Origin of the sequence: Streptomyces sp. NPDC000404 (genome assembly GCF_040300365.1) — a bacterium.
Lineage (GTDB): Bacteria > Actinomycetota > Actinomycetes > Streptomycetales > Streptomycetaceae > Streptomyces > Streptomyces ramulosus.
Genome location: NZ_JBEPDN010000020.1, coordinates 39774 through 55885, shown reverse-complemented (window position 1 = coordinate 55885; position 16112 = coordinate 39774). Strand labels below are relative to the sequence as shown.

Here is a 16112-nt window from a genome sequence, read left to right as displayed (position 1 = left end):
ACGGCGCCGGATACCGCCACCGAATACGCTGACGGCCGTGGAAACCCTCGATCTTCAGCTCGTCCATGCCCTCTACGTGGACGGCCGCGCCTCCTTCCGCCGGATCGCCGCGGTGCTCGGGGTCTCCGAGCAGACGGCCGCCCGCCGCTACCGCAGGCTCCGCGAGAGCGGCGCGGTCCGGGTCGTGGGCCGCCTCGACCCCCGCTACCTGGGCCACGCCGAGGAGTGGGTGATACGGCTGCGCTGCGCCCCGAGCGCCGCGCTCGCCGTCGCCCGGGCCCTCGCCCGGCGGCCCGACACCTACTGGATCCGCCTCGCCTCCGGAGGCACCGAGATCGTCTGCCACATCCAGACCTCCGACCAGCAGGCCCGCGACACGCTTCTGCTGGACAAGCTCCCCGCCACCCGCCAGATCACCTCGATCGAGGCGCATCAGGTGCTGCGGCTGTTCCGCGGCGGGGTGGCCGGTTGGCACACACCGATCGCCACGCTGAGCCCGGCGCAGGTCGCCGCACTCGCCCCGCCGCCGCCCGACCCGGCCCCCGTCGACCTCGACGACGGCGACCGGCTGCTCCTGGGCGAGTTGGTCCGCGACGGACGCATGCACCATGTCGCGCTGGCCGCGAGCACCGGCTGGCACGAGTCGACCGTCCGCCGCCGCATCGCCCACCTCAGGGCCCGCGGAGCCCTCTACTTCGGCGTCGACTTCGACGAACATCTGGTGGGCGATTTCAGCCACACCGTGCTGTGGATCTCGGTCACCCCGGCCGGCCTCGACGCCGCCGGCAACGCCCTCGCCCGGCACCCGCAGATCTCCTACGCCGCCGCCACCACCGGCCCCACCAACCTGCTGGCTGGCGTCACCTGCGTCGGCACCGACACCCTCTACGACTTCATCACCACCGAAGTCGGCTCGCTGCCCGGCATCCAGACCGTCCAGACCGCCCCTGTCCTGCGTATCGTCAAACGCGCCGCAGCCCTCACCTGACGACCCCCGGTCCGGCACCGCATCGCTCCGGCCCCCCGGGAGCCCGCGTCGATCGCAGCGGCCGGCTCGGTGCGTGAACCTGCCACCTCGCCGGCCCGTCGGCTGCGGGCGGCCGCTGACCTCCGGCCGATCCCTTCCGGTCGGTTCCGTGAACTTCGGGCGCGGCTCCCGGAGTTCACTCCTGTTTGCGTCCTGTTGCGTGTCAGTGGCCGTTCCTATGGTGGAGGGATGGCTAATGGGGTGTGGCACACCGGATATGGCATAGAGATCAATCTGTCCCTGCCCGACCTCGGTCACCCGGACCGTCCTGATCTGCTCCAGGAGATCACCGCCAGGGTCTCCGAGCGTGACCCGCGGCTGCTCGAATGCCTCGCGCACCACGATGGCCGGGAGTGTCTGTCGGAGTCGGGTGGCAAGTCGCCCTGGATGTTCATCCGCCGGGGCCGCGTGGGCGGGCGGCGCCCGCTTGTCGCCTCGCACCTGCCGATCACGCACAAGGCGACCCCGGCGGAGAGTGCCCAGCACAAGGCCACCAAGGAGCGGATCGTCGAGGCCGCCGGGCGGCATGGTCTGGCCGCCGAGGCCGAGGTTCCCGTGGCCAACCGGCGCAGCGTCTCGGACGCCGTCGTCACCGGGCCCGGCGGCTTACGGATCGGCTGGGAGGTCCAGTACCACCACCTCAGTCCCAGCAGCGTGCACCGGCGCTCGGTCAACGCAGTGGAGCACGGCATCACGCCGCTCTGGGTGGCGAAGGACCGGACGGCTTCCTTGATCGACCGGGCGCCGTGGGCGCGGGTTGACGACATGCCGTGGAAGGACATCGCCGACGGCAAGGAGATGGTCATCCGCGGCGGGTACCGGCACCTCGAAGTCTGGAAGTGCGTACCGAGCAGCGAGCGCCACTGCCTCGTCAGCGACGGCGCCGGTCACTGTGGCGCGATTCACGCGGACTGGTTCGTGCCCGCACTGTGCCTCCCGGAGAAGAAGCCGGTCTTCATCGAGGATCTGGTCCTGCGGAGCGCGACGGGGGAGAGCGTCCCGGTCTACGTGCCCAGCCGAGGGAACGGGCGCGCCGGTCGGCACATGTGGGTCTCGGCCGACGACCGCGCGCTGTGGCAGGAGCTCATCGGCGAGAAGGTTCCCCTCCCGGCGGCCCCGGCCGAGGAGGCGGACGACGTGATCACCTTCGCCGAGCAGGACATCGACCGCACCTGCCGAGCGGGGGAGGAAGGCCGGTTCGTCAGCGACGGCCGGCCCGTCCGCGACCTCGACCAGCCGACCGGGGGCTGCACGCTTCCCCGCATGCCGGTCCAGCGCTCCCGCGACCCGATACGGATCACCGCCGTGGAACGCGCCGCCGCCTCCGCCGCGCTGGGATGCCCGCCGTGGGAGCTCGGACTGTGTGCCGGTTGCGGCCAGTTGATGCGGCGGTACGGCAGGAACGCGGCCATGTACTGCAAGGTGTGCCGGGCCGCCCGCAACGGGCGGTAGCCGGAAACTGGGACCAACGGTGAGGCGCCGGCGGAGGATACGAAGATCACCGTCGGTGCATCACGGTCCGCAGTTCAACAATTACCCAACGCCTTCTCAGTGGGACGCGGCGGCCAGGGCGAGTGAGGCGATGGCCAGGACGAGGTAGAAGCCCGGGAAGCAGATGTTGTGGAAGACCCGCGTCCGGGCGTGCGCGGCGACGGCACCGAGGTAGAACAGCACCAGACCGCCGGCGGCCGCGATGCCGAGCGGCGGGAAGGCAACCAGGCCGATCAGCAGCCCGGCGGCCCCGGCCGCCTTGGCGGTGGCGAGCCACGGCACCCAGTGCGGCGGGACCTTCACCTCGGCGGAGTTGGCCAGGACGAACTCGGCCCTGGCGAAGTCCGCGGCGGCGATTGCGGCGTTGGCGGCGATGGTGATGACGGTGACGATCACGTGGGCGAGGGACATGGCGGATCCTTCTTGCCGGGCGGGTGTTTCCTCGTCCAGCCTCGCCAGCGCCCTCGGCTTGCGTCCAATACCTGCTTCTATAACCTGATGGAATGGATGTGGACACCCGGCTGCTGCGCGTCTTCGCCGCCGTGGCGGAGGAGGGGAGCCTGACCCGGGCGGCGGAGCGGCTGTTCGTCTCCCAGCCCGCGCTGACCAAGCAGATCCGGCAGCTGGAGAACCGGCTGGGCGTGCCGCTTTTCGTGCGGTCCCGGGCCGGCATGGCGCTCACCGCGGCAGGCCGGGCCCTCGCGGCCCGAGTGCCCGGACTGCTGGCCGACTGGGACGCGGTGCTGCGTGAGACACGGAGCGCGGCGAGCCGGGCCGAGCGGGTGCTGCGGGTCGGCTTCCTGGCCAGCGCCGCCAACGAGGCCACTCCCCGCATCGTCGCCGAGTTCACCCGACATCACCCGGGCTGGCGGGTCAGCATGCGGCAGGCAGCCTGGTCCGACCCGACGGCCGGTCTCGGCACCGGCGACGTCGACGCCGCATTGCTGAGGCTTCCCTTCCCCGGGCAGGAACGGCTCCGAGTGACCGAACTGTCCACCGAGCCCCGCTGGGTCGCGCTGCCCTCGGCACACCCGCTGGCTGCCCGCGAGGAGATCCCCTTCCGGGAGCTGTGGGACGAGCCCTTCGTCGCCGCCCCGGCCGAGACCGGCCGCTGGCGGGACTACTGGCTCGCCGTCGACGAACGCGAGGGGCACCCGGTCCGGATCGGTGCCGTCACCGAGCATCCCGACGACTGGCTCAGCGCGATCGCCAACGGTTACGGTGTCGCGCTGGCCCCGGAGTCCACTGTCCGCTTCTACGCTCGCCCCGGCATCACCTACCGGCCCGTCACCGGCGTCAGCCCCAGCCGGATCGGGGTTGCCTGGGCCCCCGAGGACGATGGCAATCCGGTGGTGCGGGACTTCGTGCGGTGCTGTCTGGAGAGCGCCTGAGAAGGCCTTGGGTAAGGGCTGTCCCGCAAATGATCGAGGTGTCGTTCGCCTCATAGATCTTGAGAACGGTCCCCGGCGGAGCCGGGACCGGCTGTCCTCGGCGTCTTCAGGTCGGCGGTCAGCTCCGGCCGTCCATCCGAAGCGGCCGGAGGAGACAGGTCCATGACCAGATTTCACACCTCGCGCGCCGGCCGGAGCACGAAGAGACGGAGGGAAGACTTCGCCATTGCGGATGCCGGTGTCGATGAGGGCGGCGGTCTGCTCGGCCCAGGGCCTTGGTGTGCGAGGCGGCAGGACTGTGCCGGTCTGGATGATGGCGCGGTTGAAGGCGGGCCGGTCGGCGATCGCCGCGCAAAGCCGCGATCGGTGAACGTCTCCATGGGGGTGTGAGCCGATCGGATGCGATGACGGAGCGGCCTTGGTGCCGGCCTTGGTCGGCGGCGGCATCCCGCGCGTCCACCGCGTCCGGCGATGCCTCGTACCACCCCTTTGTGGTTGACCGGCCGGCACAGTTCGCCGGTCGACCACACGAGTTCACACTCGTCCCGCCCGCACTTCTCCGAGCGCTGCTTCGTGTACGCGCTTTCCCGCCGACACTGCTCGCTCTGAGCTCTGACCTCTGACCTCACTCCGTCTGCCGCCCTGCAGCCGCTGAAGACCATGGTCAGCGGCTTGGAGAACTACCGAGACACCGAGCCTTGGAGTGCGTGGCCGCAGACTCCCACGAGTGTCGCGGCCTTATGCAGCCGAGTCCGGCGAGACGATGTCCCAGGTTCCGAAGCGGGTCAGGCCTGCCGATCCTGCCGTCGCCACCGAGGCGTGGTTGTCGAGCTGGCAGCGGTACTGCGGCTCGAATCCACGTGCGAGAGCATGCCGGGAAATCGCGCGTACGAGGCGCCGGGCGTGGCCCTTGCCCCGGTAGGACGGGAGTGTGAGCACACCGAGGTCGGCCAGCGGTGTGTCATTCCACGGGTACATGCTCGCCACGGCGGCCAGCCTCCCGTCCTCGAAGGCGCCATAGACCGCCCAATGATCCAGTTCGACATAGGCGTCTTCGAGGTCCTGCTCGGACGCCGCTTCCTCGAACTGCTTGAACTCCTGGGCGTGGGCCTCCGTGAGCGGTAGGACTGACGGGTCGTCCGGCTCACCGAGCAATGCCTGTCGGTCTTCGTCGGCGAAGTAGAACAGGTTGTCGGCGCCGTGCAGCGAGATGCCGGTTTTCTCCAGCCGCTGCCGGAAGCCTGCCTCGTCGACCGGCTGTCCGTCGTCCAGCCCCAGTGACGCGGCGACCGCCGGGGTGAGCCGGACGCGCGTCTTTCCGTCGGCCGTGGTGAGAACCGTGAGCCGTTCACTTTCCTTGAGGGCGGTGTCGGAAATGACGCTGAAGGCGCCGTCGCCGCAGAGGAACCGACTCGTCGGGGAGGGGGTCAGCCAGAAGTTCGAAACGATGGAAGGGAACACGTCGGCTGCTTTCTGTTGTCTGGGGTCGGCGTCGAGCAGGGTGTGGGCGGTGGCGGCCAGGTGGGCTGTCTTGTGATGGTTGGCCGGAGGGCTTGCGCAGAGCGCGGCCGAGGTCCTGGACGATACGGCGCACGCTCGCCGAGCTTCCGCCGGCGTGAGGCCTCCGGCGGGCGGGCGAGGTCCTCCAGCCCGGCCCGACCGCCGCGGGGACAGCGATGGTCACTGCTGTGGCCCGGGGTTCCTGGCGGTGGCGCGGGCTGCCGCTGCGGTGCGGTGGATGTGCAGCAGCAGCCGCATCATGACTCCGGGGTCGGTGACCTGTACGCGCCCGTCCGGCTGCGGGCGCAGCGTCCTGGCTGCGGAGGGAACGACGGTGCGCGGGCCTACGAGGTTGCAGCGCGCGATGGTGAGCAGTTCCTCGGCGGGGGTGAACGAACTGGGCGGGGATGTGGCGGCATCCGTGGTCAGTACGGCGGTCGGCAGGGCCGGCAGCGGAGAGTCCGTGGACGGCCAGCCGAGCCAGTTCAGGGCTGTGGACCAAGGTCGTGGCAGTGGCCCGTCGGCTTCGGGCAGAACGATCAGCAGCGCGTGCGTGTCCGCCACCAGCGCCCGCAGCTTCTGCACCTGTGGCGGGAGGGGAGAGGTGCCGGGGTCGGCGTGCGCGGGCAGATCCTCGGGCACCTGGCACAGGTCGATGCGTACAGCGCTGGGCCCGGGGTCGGCGAGTGCGCGCAGCAGGAGCTCCCCGAAGGGGTCGGTGGTGGTGCCGGCGAACAGGCCGAGCATGCGTACTTCGTCCACGGTGGTCTCTGTTTCGGTGGGAGGCCGACGGGAGGGCCTCTGGGGCTCCGGTGCATGCGCGGCAGCGCCCCGTCAGGCGCGTGGTGACGCGGTCCGATGTCGCGGTCCGGGCATTCGGAGAGGTGCGGACCCGGGGCGGCGTGCGGGCGTGGGCGGTGCGCCGATCGTCGTACGCCGGCCGTCGCAGTCCCGTGCATGAGGGGCACCGTGCACCGGCACGGCCGGGACTTTCCGCGTCGGGGCCGGCGCGCGGTGCAGGGAGGCCAGAAGGCGCGGTGAATACGGTCGTGAGCCGGAGCTGTCAATGCCGGTCAGATTCCGCCCATGCTTCTGCCGCGTTGTAGAGCTCCCGGACCTGCTCAGGGCGATCATCGGCAGGTAGATCCTGGCTGACCGGATAGCCGGAACGGGCGGTGGCCCAGGCGAGCAACCGGTACGGGGCGCGGAGTCCGTCGAGCTCGGCGGGATCGATGTTCACGCGTTGGCCGGGGACGGCGGGGACGAGCTCGTCGCGTTCGTACACGCCGTCCAGCTGCGCGATCTTCCAGGTGCCGTCGACAGCGCAGGCTCGGTACAGCAGGCGGCAGTACGCGGTCAGTACCGTGGGCACGCCATCAATGGTGGGGTAGGTCTCGACTGCCGCGGGCAGGGAAACGATCGCGCGATCGCGATGAATCCGGGTGGTCGGTGGGCCGAGTCGGTGTCGTGACGGGATCGCTGTCTCACTCAACGTCTTCGATTGGGCGACGAACTCGGGACCGGTGCCTTGGAACCAGCTCAGGGTGACCTGCGAGTCCGGTAGGTAGCAGGCTCGCATCCGCTCCCACCGCCACAGGTCACGGGCCTCCCGCTCCCGCACCACGAGCTGGCTGACCTGCAGGTCAGCCAGGGTGACCGAGGGTTCCTCGAGCTTCTGCTCTGTCATGGTTTCCGCCTTTCGCGGTGGGGGGGGGGAGGCCTCGTCGAGGATGGCGGGGCCGAGAGCACCGGGCCGTGATCGGGGGGGCGCGAACGCGTCGGCACCTCCTCGCGGTGCGGATGCGCCGGCCGCCGCCGGCGGGGCGTTCCCGCGGAGCACGGATCGCATGGGCGGGAAGCTCACCGTGTGAGGTTGGATTTCTCCAGCCCGGCGAGGAGGTCGCGGGGATCGAAGGCCACCCTGATCCGGGTGATTTTCCCGTTCTCGATATGCGTCCACTTCGCCGATGCCGCAGGGGCGGCAACAGACGTGTGCAGGTTGAACCAGGTCATCACGTCCGTGGAATCGGCAAGCCGCGCCCGGACTTCGATCCGGGTCAGGACCTGGCCGAGACCGCGCAGGCCGGTGAGGAATTCTTCGACCCCGCGGGCTTGCCCCAGTGCACCGACGAAATCAACCTCGTCGGCCAGCATGGCCCGGATCGTATCGAAGTCGCCATTCTCCCAGGCCGCGAAATAGGTCTCGTCGATCTGCTCAAGACTGCTCATGACTTGATCATCGAAGCCACCTCGCTATCTGTCCAACAGATAGAAAGGATACGAGCTATCATCAGCAGTTATGGAGGTTCATCAGCTTCGCTACTTCGCCGCCATCGCAGTCGAGGGCTCCTTCACGGCGGCTGCGGCCCGGCTCCACGTCAGCCAGTCCGGCGTGAGCACGCAGCTGGCGAAACTGGAGCGAGAGCTGGGGCAGCGCCTGTTCACCCGGGGCCGTACCCTTGGCCTCACACCGGCAGGGCAGGCCATCCTTCCCCTGGCGCGCGAAACATTGGCCGGTCTGGACGCGATCGCCCACACCGCGGCGGAGTTCGCGGATGCGGTCCGCGGGCCGGTGCGCCTGGGCACGATTCCCGGATGCACGGTTCCGGGATTCCTCGACGTGGTCGCGTGTCTGCGGAGAACGGACCCCGGGATCACTCTCCACGTCATTGAGAACGACACCGCGGAGCTCCAACACGGCATTCTCGACCGCACGTTGGATATCGCGCTCGTCGGCTACGCCGGCACACTCCGAACCGAATTCGTGCAGCACCTCGTCAGCGACGAGCAGCTCCATGTGTTCGCGGCACCGGATGTCGCTCTCGGTCCCCGCCCTCGTCTCGCGGACGTTCAGCGGCATCCCGTGCTGTGCCTGCCATTGGGCAGCGGAATTCGCGCGGCCTACGACCGGTCATGCGCCCGAGTCGGCCTCGAGGCGCGCATCGACATCGAAGCGAGCTCCCCCCTCACGCTCCTCGGCCTGGCCGAACGCGGAGGCGGCGTTGCCGTACTCCCGTCCGCGATAGCGGCCCCCCGAAGCCTCACCGCCACACCGATCAAGGACGCTCACGTCCACGCACGCCTGAGTCTGATCAGCCATCACGAGCAGCCCTCACCAGCCGTCCGTGTCGTCTTCGGCAAACTCGCCGAGGCCGTGGCCCCGAGCCGATAGCCGCAGTTGTCAACAACCCGCAACAACCAGGACCTGTCCGGGCGCTCACGTGATGACGGCCCTGGTGTTCTGGCTCGGACACCGGCTGCGAACCAGCTGGGGGATCACGGGCCCGCCGGCTGTGGCGGCCTGTTCGTCGTGTTCCCTCAGCATCCGCATGACGGTGGCAGGTGAGGGGTGCCGGCCGCGCTTCTTGCCGACGGCGCCTTGTCCGGCGGGGTCATGCTTGCCGACGAGGGGCACCCGCCCCGGGAGCGTCCGAGTCCCTCGTCGGCGCGGTGCTGCCGAGGCGAACGTCTTTTCCCGGTACGCGCGCCGTCGTTCTGCGGGCGCCCGCGGTGCGCTGGTGGGCGCGGCAGGATGCTCTCGATCGAACGCTGAAGGAACCTCTCGGGTTCTCCGGCCTGTCGATGTTCGACTGGCGGTCATCGGCGCGCAGACTGAGACGCGGCAGGAAGGGGGGCCTCGTTCCTGCGTTCAGCCCGCCCTTCGAGTGGGTGGCCCGCCTCGTCGCCCAGGACCGGGACTCCGGCCGCCGCGTGCACCTCAAGCCCAACCTCGGCAAGGGCCACCCCGGCATGAAGCTGCCCGACGAGTACCCCGCCCGACACCACCGCCGCCGCGGCACCCGCCTCACCTTGACCATCCGGCGTCGCACGGTTGAACACCTTCGCGTCGCCAAGCTTCCGGTGTGTCGAGGGAGTCTAGGCCGTCGCGCCCGCTGGTGACTGCTTCACCACCGTGTGAGGCAGTGGACGGAGCGCCGCTGTGGTGTACGCACGCCGGCGTGTGGGCCGTGGATTCTGCGAGGGCAGTTGCGGCGGGGCTCCGCTGCCGACCGATCCGCGAGACGGTTGCGGGCACCCGGTCCTGGCTGAGCGCCGGCGGCCACCCTGTGACACACCCTCGGTTGGCGAAACACGGCATCGCCCCCGAGAAGGGGGAGAAGATCCTCGCTTCCGCATCGGGGGAGGCGCTGGCTAGGAGCAGGGCACGAGTGTGGGGGCATGGCGGGTGATCCAGGCACGGCCAGTCGTCCGGGGCGGCCCGCCAGGAGGCGAGATGCACTTCGGTGGTGGCCAGGCCGAGGTGAGTGGTGATGTCCCAGCCTGCGGTCGAGGCGAGCTCCCAGTGGGGGCGGATGCGGCCATGGGGGAGTCTCGGTGCTTCGGCGGGCAGCCAGGTGACGTCGAGCGGCCCGTCAGGACGAGCGGAGACGCGCTGGACCAGCGTGCCGCGCACGGTGTTCGGCATGGGGTGTACGGCGAGGGTGTGCAGCGGAAGGGATGTGTGAAGGACTGGGGCGCGACGGGACAGGAGGCTCCAGGGGGTGGTGGGTGGTCAGGCCCAGGCGAGGGCGTCGCCGACCGTCGCCGGGAGGTAGTCCTCCTGGCCGTCGTCGGCGATGTTGGAAGATCCCTTCGTTGACCTGCGGTTTTTGTGGGCACTCGTACGTTGACATGCGGTGTGCCGACGTACGTAGTCCTTTCCCGGGAAGTGGCGTCTGCCGTGGGCGAACTGGTGCCGACGGCAGCCAGGAGTTGTCCGGGCGATCAACAGGCGCACGCCTACGGGCGATCAACTCACCAGCGTCTTCGACACCGCGGCCGTGCGCGGACGCCACTGGGGGCCGGCATCCACGCGAATGCTTGTCGGGCACCGCAGTCTCCTCCTGCCGAAGGGACGCCTTGATGTCCCCAGGATCGCGGATGCACGAGCGGTCGCGCCCGCCGCTTCGGTGGGACGGCCATCCGGCTCAGCCTCACCCGGTCCGCGCAGAGACCACGGGAAGAAAGTTCGAGGCTTCCGGACAATGCGGCAGGTCCATAGGCGGTCTTCGCACGCGGTCTCCTGCGCTGAGTATCGGTTCAGTCGGGGAGCCAAGTTCAAGGCGCCGACGACCTCGACGGTTGCCTTCACCTTTACGGGTGAAGTCCCGCCCCCGAAGCGTGGAGGGGTTGCCGTCGGGTAAATCCGCAGTATCAGTGGACGTGAGCAGATGACCAGAAATAAATGGTCCTTCGGCTCTTTGGGGGCGTGCGGTGAGCGTGAGGGAGATGCGCCGGTTCCGGCGTGATCCGCTGGGGTACATCGAGGACCGCGCCCGCCGGAGCCCGGCGGAGGTGTTCCGGCTCCCTTGGGGCGCCTGGTGTGTGAGGGACTCCGAACTGGCGCTCACGGTGCTGCACAGCCCGGTCTTTCACACCGGCATCTCCACGTTCTTCGGGGACATGCTGCCCTCACGGTCCGCCCAGATCGCCGTCGGCCGCGCCGTCCGGAACGTGATACGGGCGCACTTACCCGCCTATCGTCAGCGCCTGGCCGAAGCGGTGGCCGGACTGGGGCCGGTCAGCCAGTGGCCCGCAGCGGGGCCGGCGCTGGTGTACCGGTGCACGGCGGACGCATTGCTGCACCCCGATGCCCCGCCGACGTTGCGGCGACTGATGGCGAAGGCCGTGGCGGGCGGACTGACCGCCCGCCAGCCGTACATGTGGCAGCGGGCACGGGTGGAAATGCTCCGCCCCGGGCTGATGGCCGCGATCACCGAACAGGTGAGGAACCGCCGGGCGGAGGGCTCCGGAGCGAGCGAGCCGCGGGACGTACTGGACGCGGTAATCGGAGCCTGCCCCGAGGGGACCACCGACCAGACCGTGACGGACCTGTACGTGCTGCTGTTCCAGTCGATCGTGGGCAACATCGGCTACGCGGTGGCGTGGGCGCTCCTGCTGGCCTGCCTGCACCACCCGCCCGGCCCGCCATGGCCGTGGCCCACGGAGTCGCTGGTACGCGAGGCCGGACGCCACCGTCCATTCGTCTGGATGGTCGGCCGGCCCGTCCCCCACGCTCTCGAATTCGGCGGCCTGTCGTTCGCGCCAGGCACGGCCCTGTCAGTCAGCCCCTACCTGTTGCACCACGACGCGCACCGCTGGGACCGGCCCGAGCTGTTCCGGCCCGAACGCTGGAACGAGCCAGGCGGGCAAGGTCCCTACATACCCTTCAGCACCGGTCCGTTCACCTGCGCTGGCGCAGCCGTCGCACACAGCTTGATCACCGAGACGATCGCCGTCCTGGCACAGGATGCCCACCTGACCGTCAATGGCGGCGATGCGCGGCCCCTGGTGTCCGGATCCGTCCTCCCCCGCCCCTTCGTCCTGCGGCGGACCCTCAGGACCGCCGTCAAGCCACGCTCATGAAGGGAGGTGAATGACGTGATCGCTGCCATCCGACGCATCATCAGGAACAAGCCCGCCAGCCTCTGGATTCCGGATGTCTGGCTCTAGTAGTCCCGATCTGCAATTGACGGTCCGCACTCCGTGGCCAACGGTGTGCGGACCGTCTTTCGCTCCGACCAGATACACCGCCTGCCTACCTTCGTCCACGCGGCCTGCCAAGCCGCCGGCCCCCCGTACTTGTCTGGCCGGTCACGTAACGGCCGTGTGCCTGGGGTGTTGACGCGGGTACGGGGCGGGGCGATCTGAGCGATGCCGAGTGGGAACGACTCCGTCCGTTCCTGCCCGTCAGCAACAGGCGTTATGGCCGGTGGCGGGACCATCGGCAGGTGATCAGCGGGATTCTGCACCGGGTTCGGACGGGCGTGCAGTGGCGTGACCTGCCTGAACGGTTCGGCCCGTGGAAGACCGTCTACGAACGACACCGTCTGTGGTCGGCTGACGGCACTGGGAACGACTGCTACGCCGCTGGAGAGATCGACTGGGATATCTCGGTCGACTTCACCATTGTCCGCGCACATCAGCACGTGGCCGGAGCCCGGACCGATCCGCCGCCCGCCCCGGTTCAAAGGGTGGGTGAACCGCCAGAACACCAGGACGGGACGCCCGTCTGGCGGAAGTGCTGCGGGAGATGAGGGCCTGGGCCACTCGCGCGGCGGGTTCACCAGCAAGCTCCACCTGAGCGCGAACGGCCGCTGCCGCCCGCTATCCCTGGTCGTCACACCGGGACAGCGGTCGGACTGCACGTAGTTCATACCCGTGCTGGAGAAGATCCGTGTCCCGCGAACCGGTGCAGGCAGACCTCGCACGACGCCCGACAGCCTGGCCGCCGACGGGGCCTATGGCAACGGGCCGTGCCGCGACTACCTGCGCAGGCGCGGCATCCGGTACACAATCCCTGAGAAGACGAACAGTCAGGCCGTCCGCCAACGCATGGGCTCGCGGGGCGGGCGGCCGTCGAGCTTCGACGCGGAGCGATACAAGAAGCGGAACACCGTCGAACGTGCCATCAACAAGCTCAAGCACACCAGAGCGGTCGCAACGCGATACGACAGACGCGGCTACGTCTGCCTCGGCACTATCACCGTCGCAGCACTCGTCATCTGGCTCCGCGCATGATCGACCGGACAACTCCTGGCTCACCGTTCGGGAACGGACCGGCGGACGCGGCTGTCGTACCGGGGGTGCGGCAACGGGCTGCACGGGATCGAAGGAGGAGTCGAGGTGGCCGAGCTGAGCAGACACTGGGGTGGAGCCGGCTGGAGGGCAAGATCCGTGCCGCCGGGCGGCCGTGGACGGTGGGCGACATCGCGATGGTCGCCGACGGCCGGGGATGACCATCACGATGAGGGCGCCCGGTTCGAGTGACCACTCAGATCCGTGGCCCGGGTCGGCCACCGAAGCTGACAGTGGCCGAAGAAGCGGGCTTTTCGAGCCCCCGCACAGCCACTTGAAGGATTCGGGGCCACGCAGACGGATCATGCCCTAGCCTGCTATGGGTCGTTGCTGGCACGCCTGCCCGGGGGGCTGATGGAACCCGCTGCCATTGGAGCTCGTCTCGCTTCGAGTGTCGTTGCTCCGTTAATCAAGAAGCTCTTCGTTTCTGAAGGTCCTGGGGCGGGCTTGGTAAATAAGCCGGTGCGGGTTTCGAGCCTCGTTTCCTTCAAAGGCGAGAAGCGATTCCTCTCTGACGGTGATCTGCACAAGATAGCCGAGGAGCTGGTCAATCGAGCCGCGCAATCCACTGGCGTAGAAGAACTTCTTCCCTCGTATGAGCTGCGTGCCGTGGCGCATGCCGTGGCTGACTCACTGCGGGCCATGGGCTACATCGATATGAATGACGTGCAGGCCGTGCGGCTGGGGCACCTCGCGCTATCGCGACACTTAAGGGCGCAAAGCCCTTCTGCAACTCTAGGGTTATCCAGCGATGCTGTGGAGCTTCACGCGAGTGTGCTCGATACGGCATGCCTGCATATCTTGCACTTCTTCACACAGCGTTCAACCTTTGTGGCGCGTACGCTCGTTGAGAATATTCGCGGTATCGAGGAACTATCGCTCAAGATTGACACCTTGATCGAGCGGACGCCCTCTCCGGCCGATGCGCCCTTCGAGGATCGATACGCCCAATATATTTCCCGGAAGCACGGAAAACTCTCTATCTTCGGCTTGGATCTGGCTGAGTCACCTGAGATCTGGCCTCTTGACGCCGCATACCTCAGTCTTGATGCCGTTGGGAGTGGCGCGGGCGCGTTGCCCGTTGTCCTGCCGGCTGACCATGTGTTGGCAGGAAGGAACCGTGTTCTGCTTCGTGGCGTTGCAGGTTCGGGGAAAACCACGCTGGTGCAGTGGTTGGCCGTTTCCACGGCCCGAAAAGAGCTCGACGAGCGTCTGCTCTATCTCCACGGACTCGTACCCTTCGTCCTCCCTTTGCGAACCTTGACCAGGGGCGGTGCCAAGCTGCCTACGCCTGATGGATTTTTGGCGGCCGTCGAATGCCCTATCGCTCAACTGCAGCCAACGGGTTGGTTCGACAGGGTGCTGCGGTCTGGGCGCGGGCTCATCTTGGTCGATGGGATTGACGAAGTCCCGGAAGCGGAGCGCCAAGAGGCTCGCCGCTGGCTGCAAGATCTCGTCTGCTCTTACCCCAGCAATCGGTGGTTGGTCACTTCCCGGCCCTCCGCAGTGCGGGCAGACTGGCTAGTTGGCGATGATTTCGTAGAGCTGGACATGGCTCCTATGAGTCGCGAAAACGTAGCCGAATTCATAAATCGATGGCATAGGGCTTCTGGCGTCGGTGATCGCTATGCAAGAGACCTGTTGCGCGCTGTTCAGGCAAAACAAGACCTAGGTCGCCTTGCTACGAATCCACTGATGTGTGCCCTTATCTGTGCTTTGCATCAAGATCGCCGCGGTTACCTACCTGAAGGCCGTAAAGAAATCTACGATGCCGCCCTTTCTATGCTGCTTTCCCGGCGTGATCGTGAACGAGGAATTAATAAGCCAGGAACACCGCGCATCAGCGAGGAGCACAATATTCAGCTGGTGCAGAAGCTTGCCTACTGGTTGATCCGTAATGGTCGATCGGAGATGGATCAATCGGACGCGGTCGAGCTATTGACACGCGCACTACCAGCTATGCCGAAGGTGGCTGAGCAGGGAACGCCAGAGGAAATTTACCGGCATCTCTTGGTCCGGAGCGGTCTTCTGCGGGAGCCCAGCGTGGGTACGTTGGACTTTATTCATCGCACCTTTCAGGATTACTTGGGGGCTAAGGCGGCAGTCGAAGGACTCGACTTCGATTTCCTCATCGGGCATGCTCATCTCGATCAATGGGAAGACGTGATTCGCATGTCCGTTGCGCACGCTAGACCCATGGAACGGGAGAGGCTGCTAACTGGCCTCATTGAGCGAGGAGACAGTTCTGCAAGGGAAAATCAGAGGCTTCACCTACTGGCGGCTGCCTGCCTCGAGCATGCGACAGAGCTGGATCCTGCAGTGAGGGCGGAAGTGGAGCGCCGGGCTGCGGCGCTGATCCCGCCTCGATCGACTGAGCACGCCCGTAGTTTGGCCGATGTGGGCCCTATTGTCCTGGACCTACTTCCCGGTCCGCAGAGCCTCTCCGGCGATGAGGTTTACTTCACCGTGCTCTGCGCCACCCGAGTCGCAACCGATGCTGCAATCCCTGTGCTGGCGCAATATAGAGAAATTCAGGACCTCCGTGTACGACGTGAACTTGCTCGCGTCTGGAGTCGATTCGAATGTGACCGGTATGCCGATGAGATCCTCGCTCACCTAGGTGAAGAAGACCTCTATTTTCCAGTATCCACTCTCCAGGAGCTGCTGGCATTGCGTCGCTTCGGGGGGCGCTCGCGTATTCGCGTGACGGGAGAAATTGAAGCGCGGGACATTGTAAGAGTGTGTGCAGGGTATCGCCTTACACATCTCTGGATGGAGTGTGCTGCGGGTTCAACATGGGAGTGGTTGAAGCATCTCCCGAACCTGCACACCCTCACTCTGGAAAATAATCAGATGCTTTTCGATGTCAGCAGCCTGGAAATGATCAAATCGCTGCAGACTTTGCGGGTTCCCGAGGGGGCGCAGCTGATTGGTTCAGAGAATCTACCGCCCTCTACGGAGATCGTCAGAGAGCCACTGAACTTTGCTTGAAGAGCATTCGGGCGACAGATGCAGGGCTGCTGGCGACCGTTGGACCTGGCAGCGAGGGTCGCGGAGAAGAGCTGCGCGGCATCGGCGAAGAGGCGTCTACCAGGTCGGTGCGGGGGGAAGGGAGAGAGGCGCGG

At 67.5% G+C, this 16112-nt stretch carries 11 protein-coding genes and 2 pseudogenes; 7 read left to right on the top strand and 6 right to left on the bottom strand.

Features of this window, described 5'->3' with window-relative positions; translation table 11 throughout:
- Positions 1-37: 37 nt before the first annotated feature.
- On the top strand, positions 38-988 hold the full coding sequence (locus tag ABT345_RS31180; protein WP_345080908.1) for an Lrp/AsnC family transcriptional regulator: 951 nt from the start codon (positions 38-40) through the stop codon (positions 986-988).
- A gap of 228 nt (positions 989-1216) precedes the next feature.
- A complete protein-coding gene (locus tag ABT345_RS31175; RefSeq protein WP_345080906.1) occupies positions 1217-2479 on the top strand; it encodes a competence protein CoiA family protein in 1263 nt (420 codons plus the stop codon).
- Between the two features lie 96 nt (positions 2480-2575).
- Here the strand turns inward: ABT345_RS31175 and ABT345_RS31170 are convergent, their stop codons facing one another.
- Complete coding sequence (locus tag ABT345_RS31170) at positions 2576-2929, bottom strand: DoxX family protein (protein ID WP_345080903.1); 354 nt, start codon at positions 2927-2929, stop codon at positions 2576-2578.
- A gap of 92 nt (positions 2930-3021) precedes the next feature.
- Here ABT345_RS31170 and ABT345_RS31165 point away from each other — a divergent pair, with 92 nt between their 5' ends.
- Entirely contained in the window at positions 3022-3909 is an 888-nt protein-coding gene (locus ABT345_RS31165) for a LysR family transcriptional regulator (protein WP_345080900.1), read from the top strand.
- A gap of 738 nt (positions 3910-4647) precedes the next feature.
- Here ABT345_RS31165 and ABT345_RS31160 read toward each other — a convergent pair.
- From ABT345_RS31160 to ABT345_RS31145, 4 genes are all read right to left on the bottom strand, one after another.
- Positions 4648-5370: a GNAT family N-acetyltransferase gene (locus ABT345_RS31160; protein ID WP_345080897.1), complete on the bottom strand. Its 723-nt coding sequence runs from the start codon at positions 5368-5370 to the stop codon at positions 4648-4650.
- A gap of 219 nt (positions 5371-5589) precedes the next feature.
- Positions 5590-6171 carry an NAD(P)H-dependent oxidoreductase gene (locus ABT345_RS31155; RefSeq protein WP_345080894.1) on the bottom strand — a complete coding sequence of 194 codons (582 nt, stop codon included), beginning with the start codon at positions 6169-6171 and terminating at the stop codon, positions 5590-5592.
- Between the two features lie 301 nt (positions 6172-6472).
- A complete protein-coding gene (locus tag ABT345_RS31150; RefSeq protein ID WP_345080891.1) occupies positions 6473-7096 on the bottom strand; it encodes a nuclear transport factor 2 family protein in 624 nt (207 codons plus the stop codon).
- Between the two features lie 173 nt (positions 7097-7269).
- Positions 7270-7638: a nuclear transport factor 2 family protein gene (locus ABT345_RS31145; RefSeq protein ID WP_345080888.1), complete on the bottom strand. Its 369-nt coding sequence runs from the start codon at positions 7636-7638 to the stop codon at positions 7270-7272.
- Positions 7639-7708: 70 nt separating this feature from the next.
- Here ABT345_RS31145 and ABT345_RS31140 point away from each other — a divergent pair, with 70 nt between their 5' ends.
- Entirely contained in the window at positions 7709-8581 is an 873-nt protein-coding gene (locus ABT345_RS31140; RefSeq protein WP_345080885.1) for a LysR family transcriptional regulator, read from the top strand.
- A gap of 242 nt (positions 8582-8823) precedes the next feature.
- Here the strand turns inward: ABT345_RS31140 and ABT345_RS33305 are convergent.
- A pseudogene (locus tag ABT345_RS33305) lies at positions 8824-8942 on the bottom strand (IS5/IS1182 family transposase); the annotation flags it as partial.
- Positions 8943-10734: 1792 nt separating this feature from the next.
- Here ABT345_RS33305 and ABT345_RS31135 point away from each other — a divergent pair.
- From ABT345_RS31135 to ABT345_RS31125, 3 genes and pseudogenes are all read left to right on the top strand, one after another.
- Positions 10735-11775 carry a cytochrome P450 gene (locus tag ABT345_RS31135; protein ID WP_345080882.1) on the top strand — a complete coding sequence of 347 codons (1041 nt, stop codon included), beginning with the start codon at positions 10735-10737 and terminating at the stop codon, positions 11773-11775.
- 281 nt (positions 11776-12056) lie between these two features.
- Positions 12057-12930: pseudogene (locus ABT345_RS31130) on the top strand (IS5 family transposase).
- 384 nt (positions 12931-13314) lie between these two features.
- Positions 13315-15978, top strand: coding sequence for an NACHT domain-containing protein (locus ABT345_RS31125; RefSeq protein WP_345080879.1), 2664 nt, complete (start codon positions 13315-13317; stop codon positions 15976-15978).
- The last annotated feature ends 134 nt before the right edge of the window (positions 15979-16112 follow it).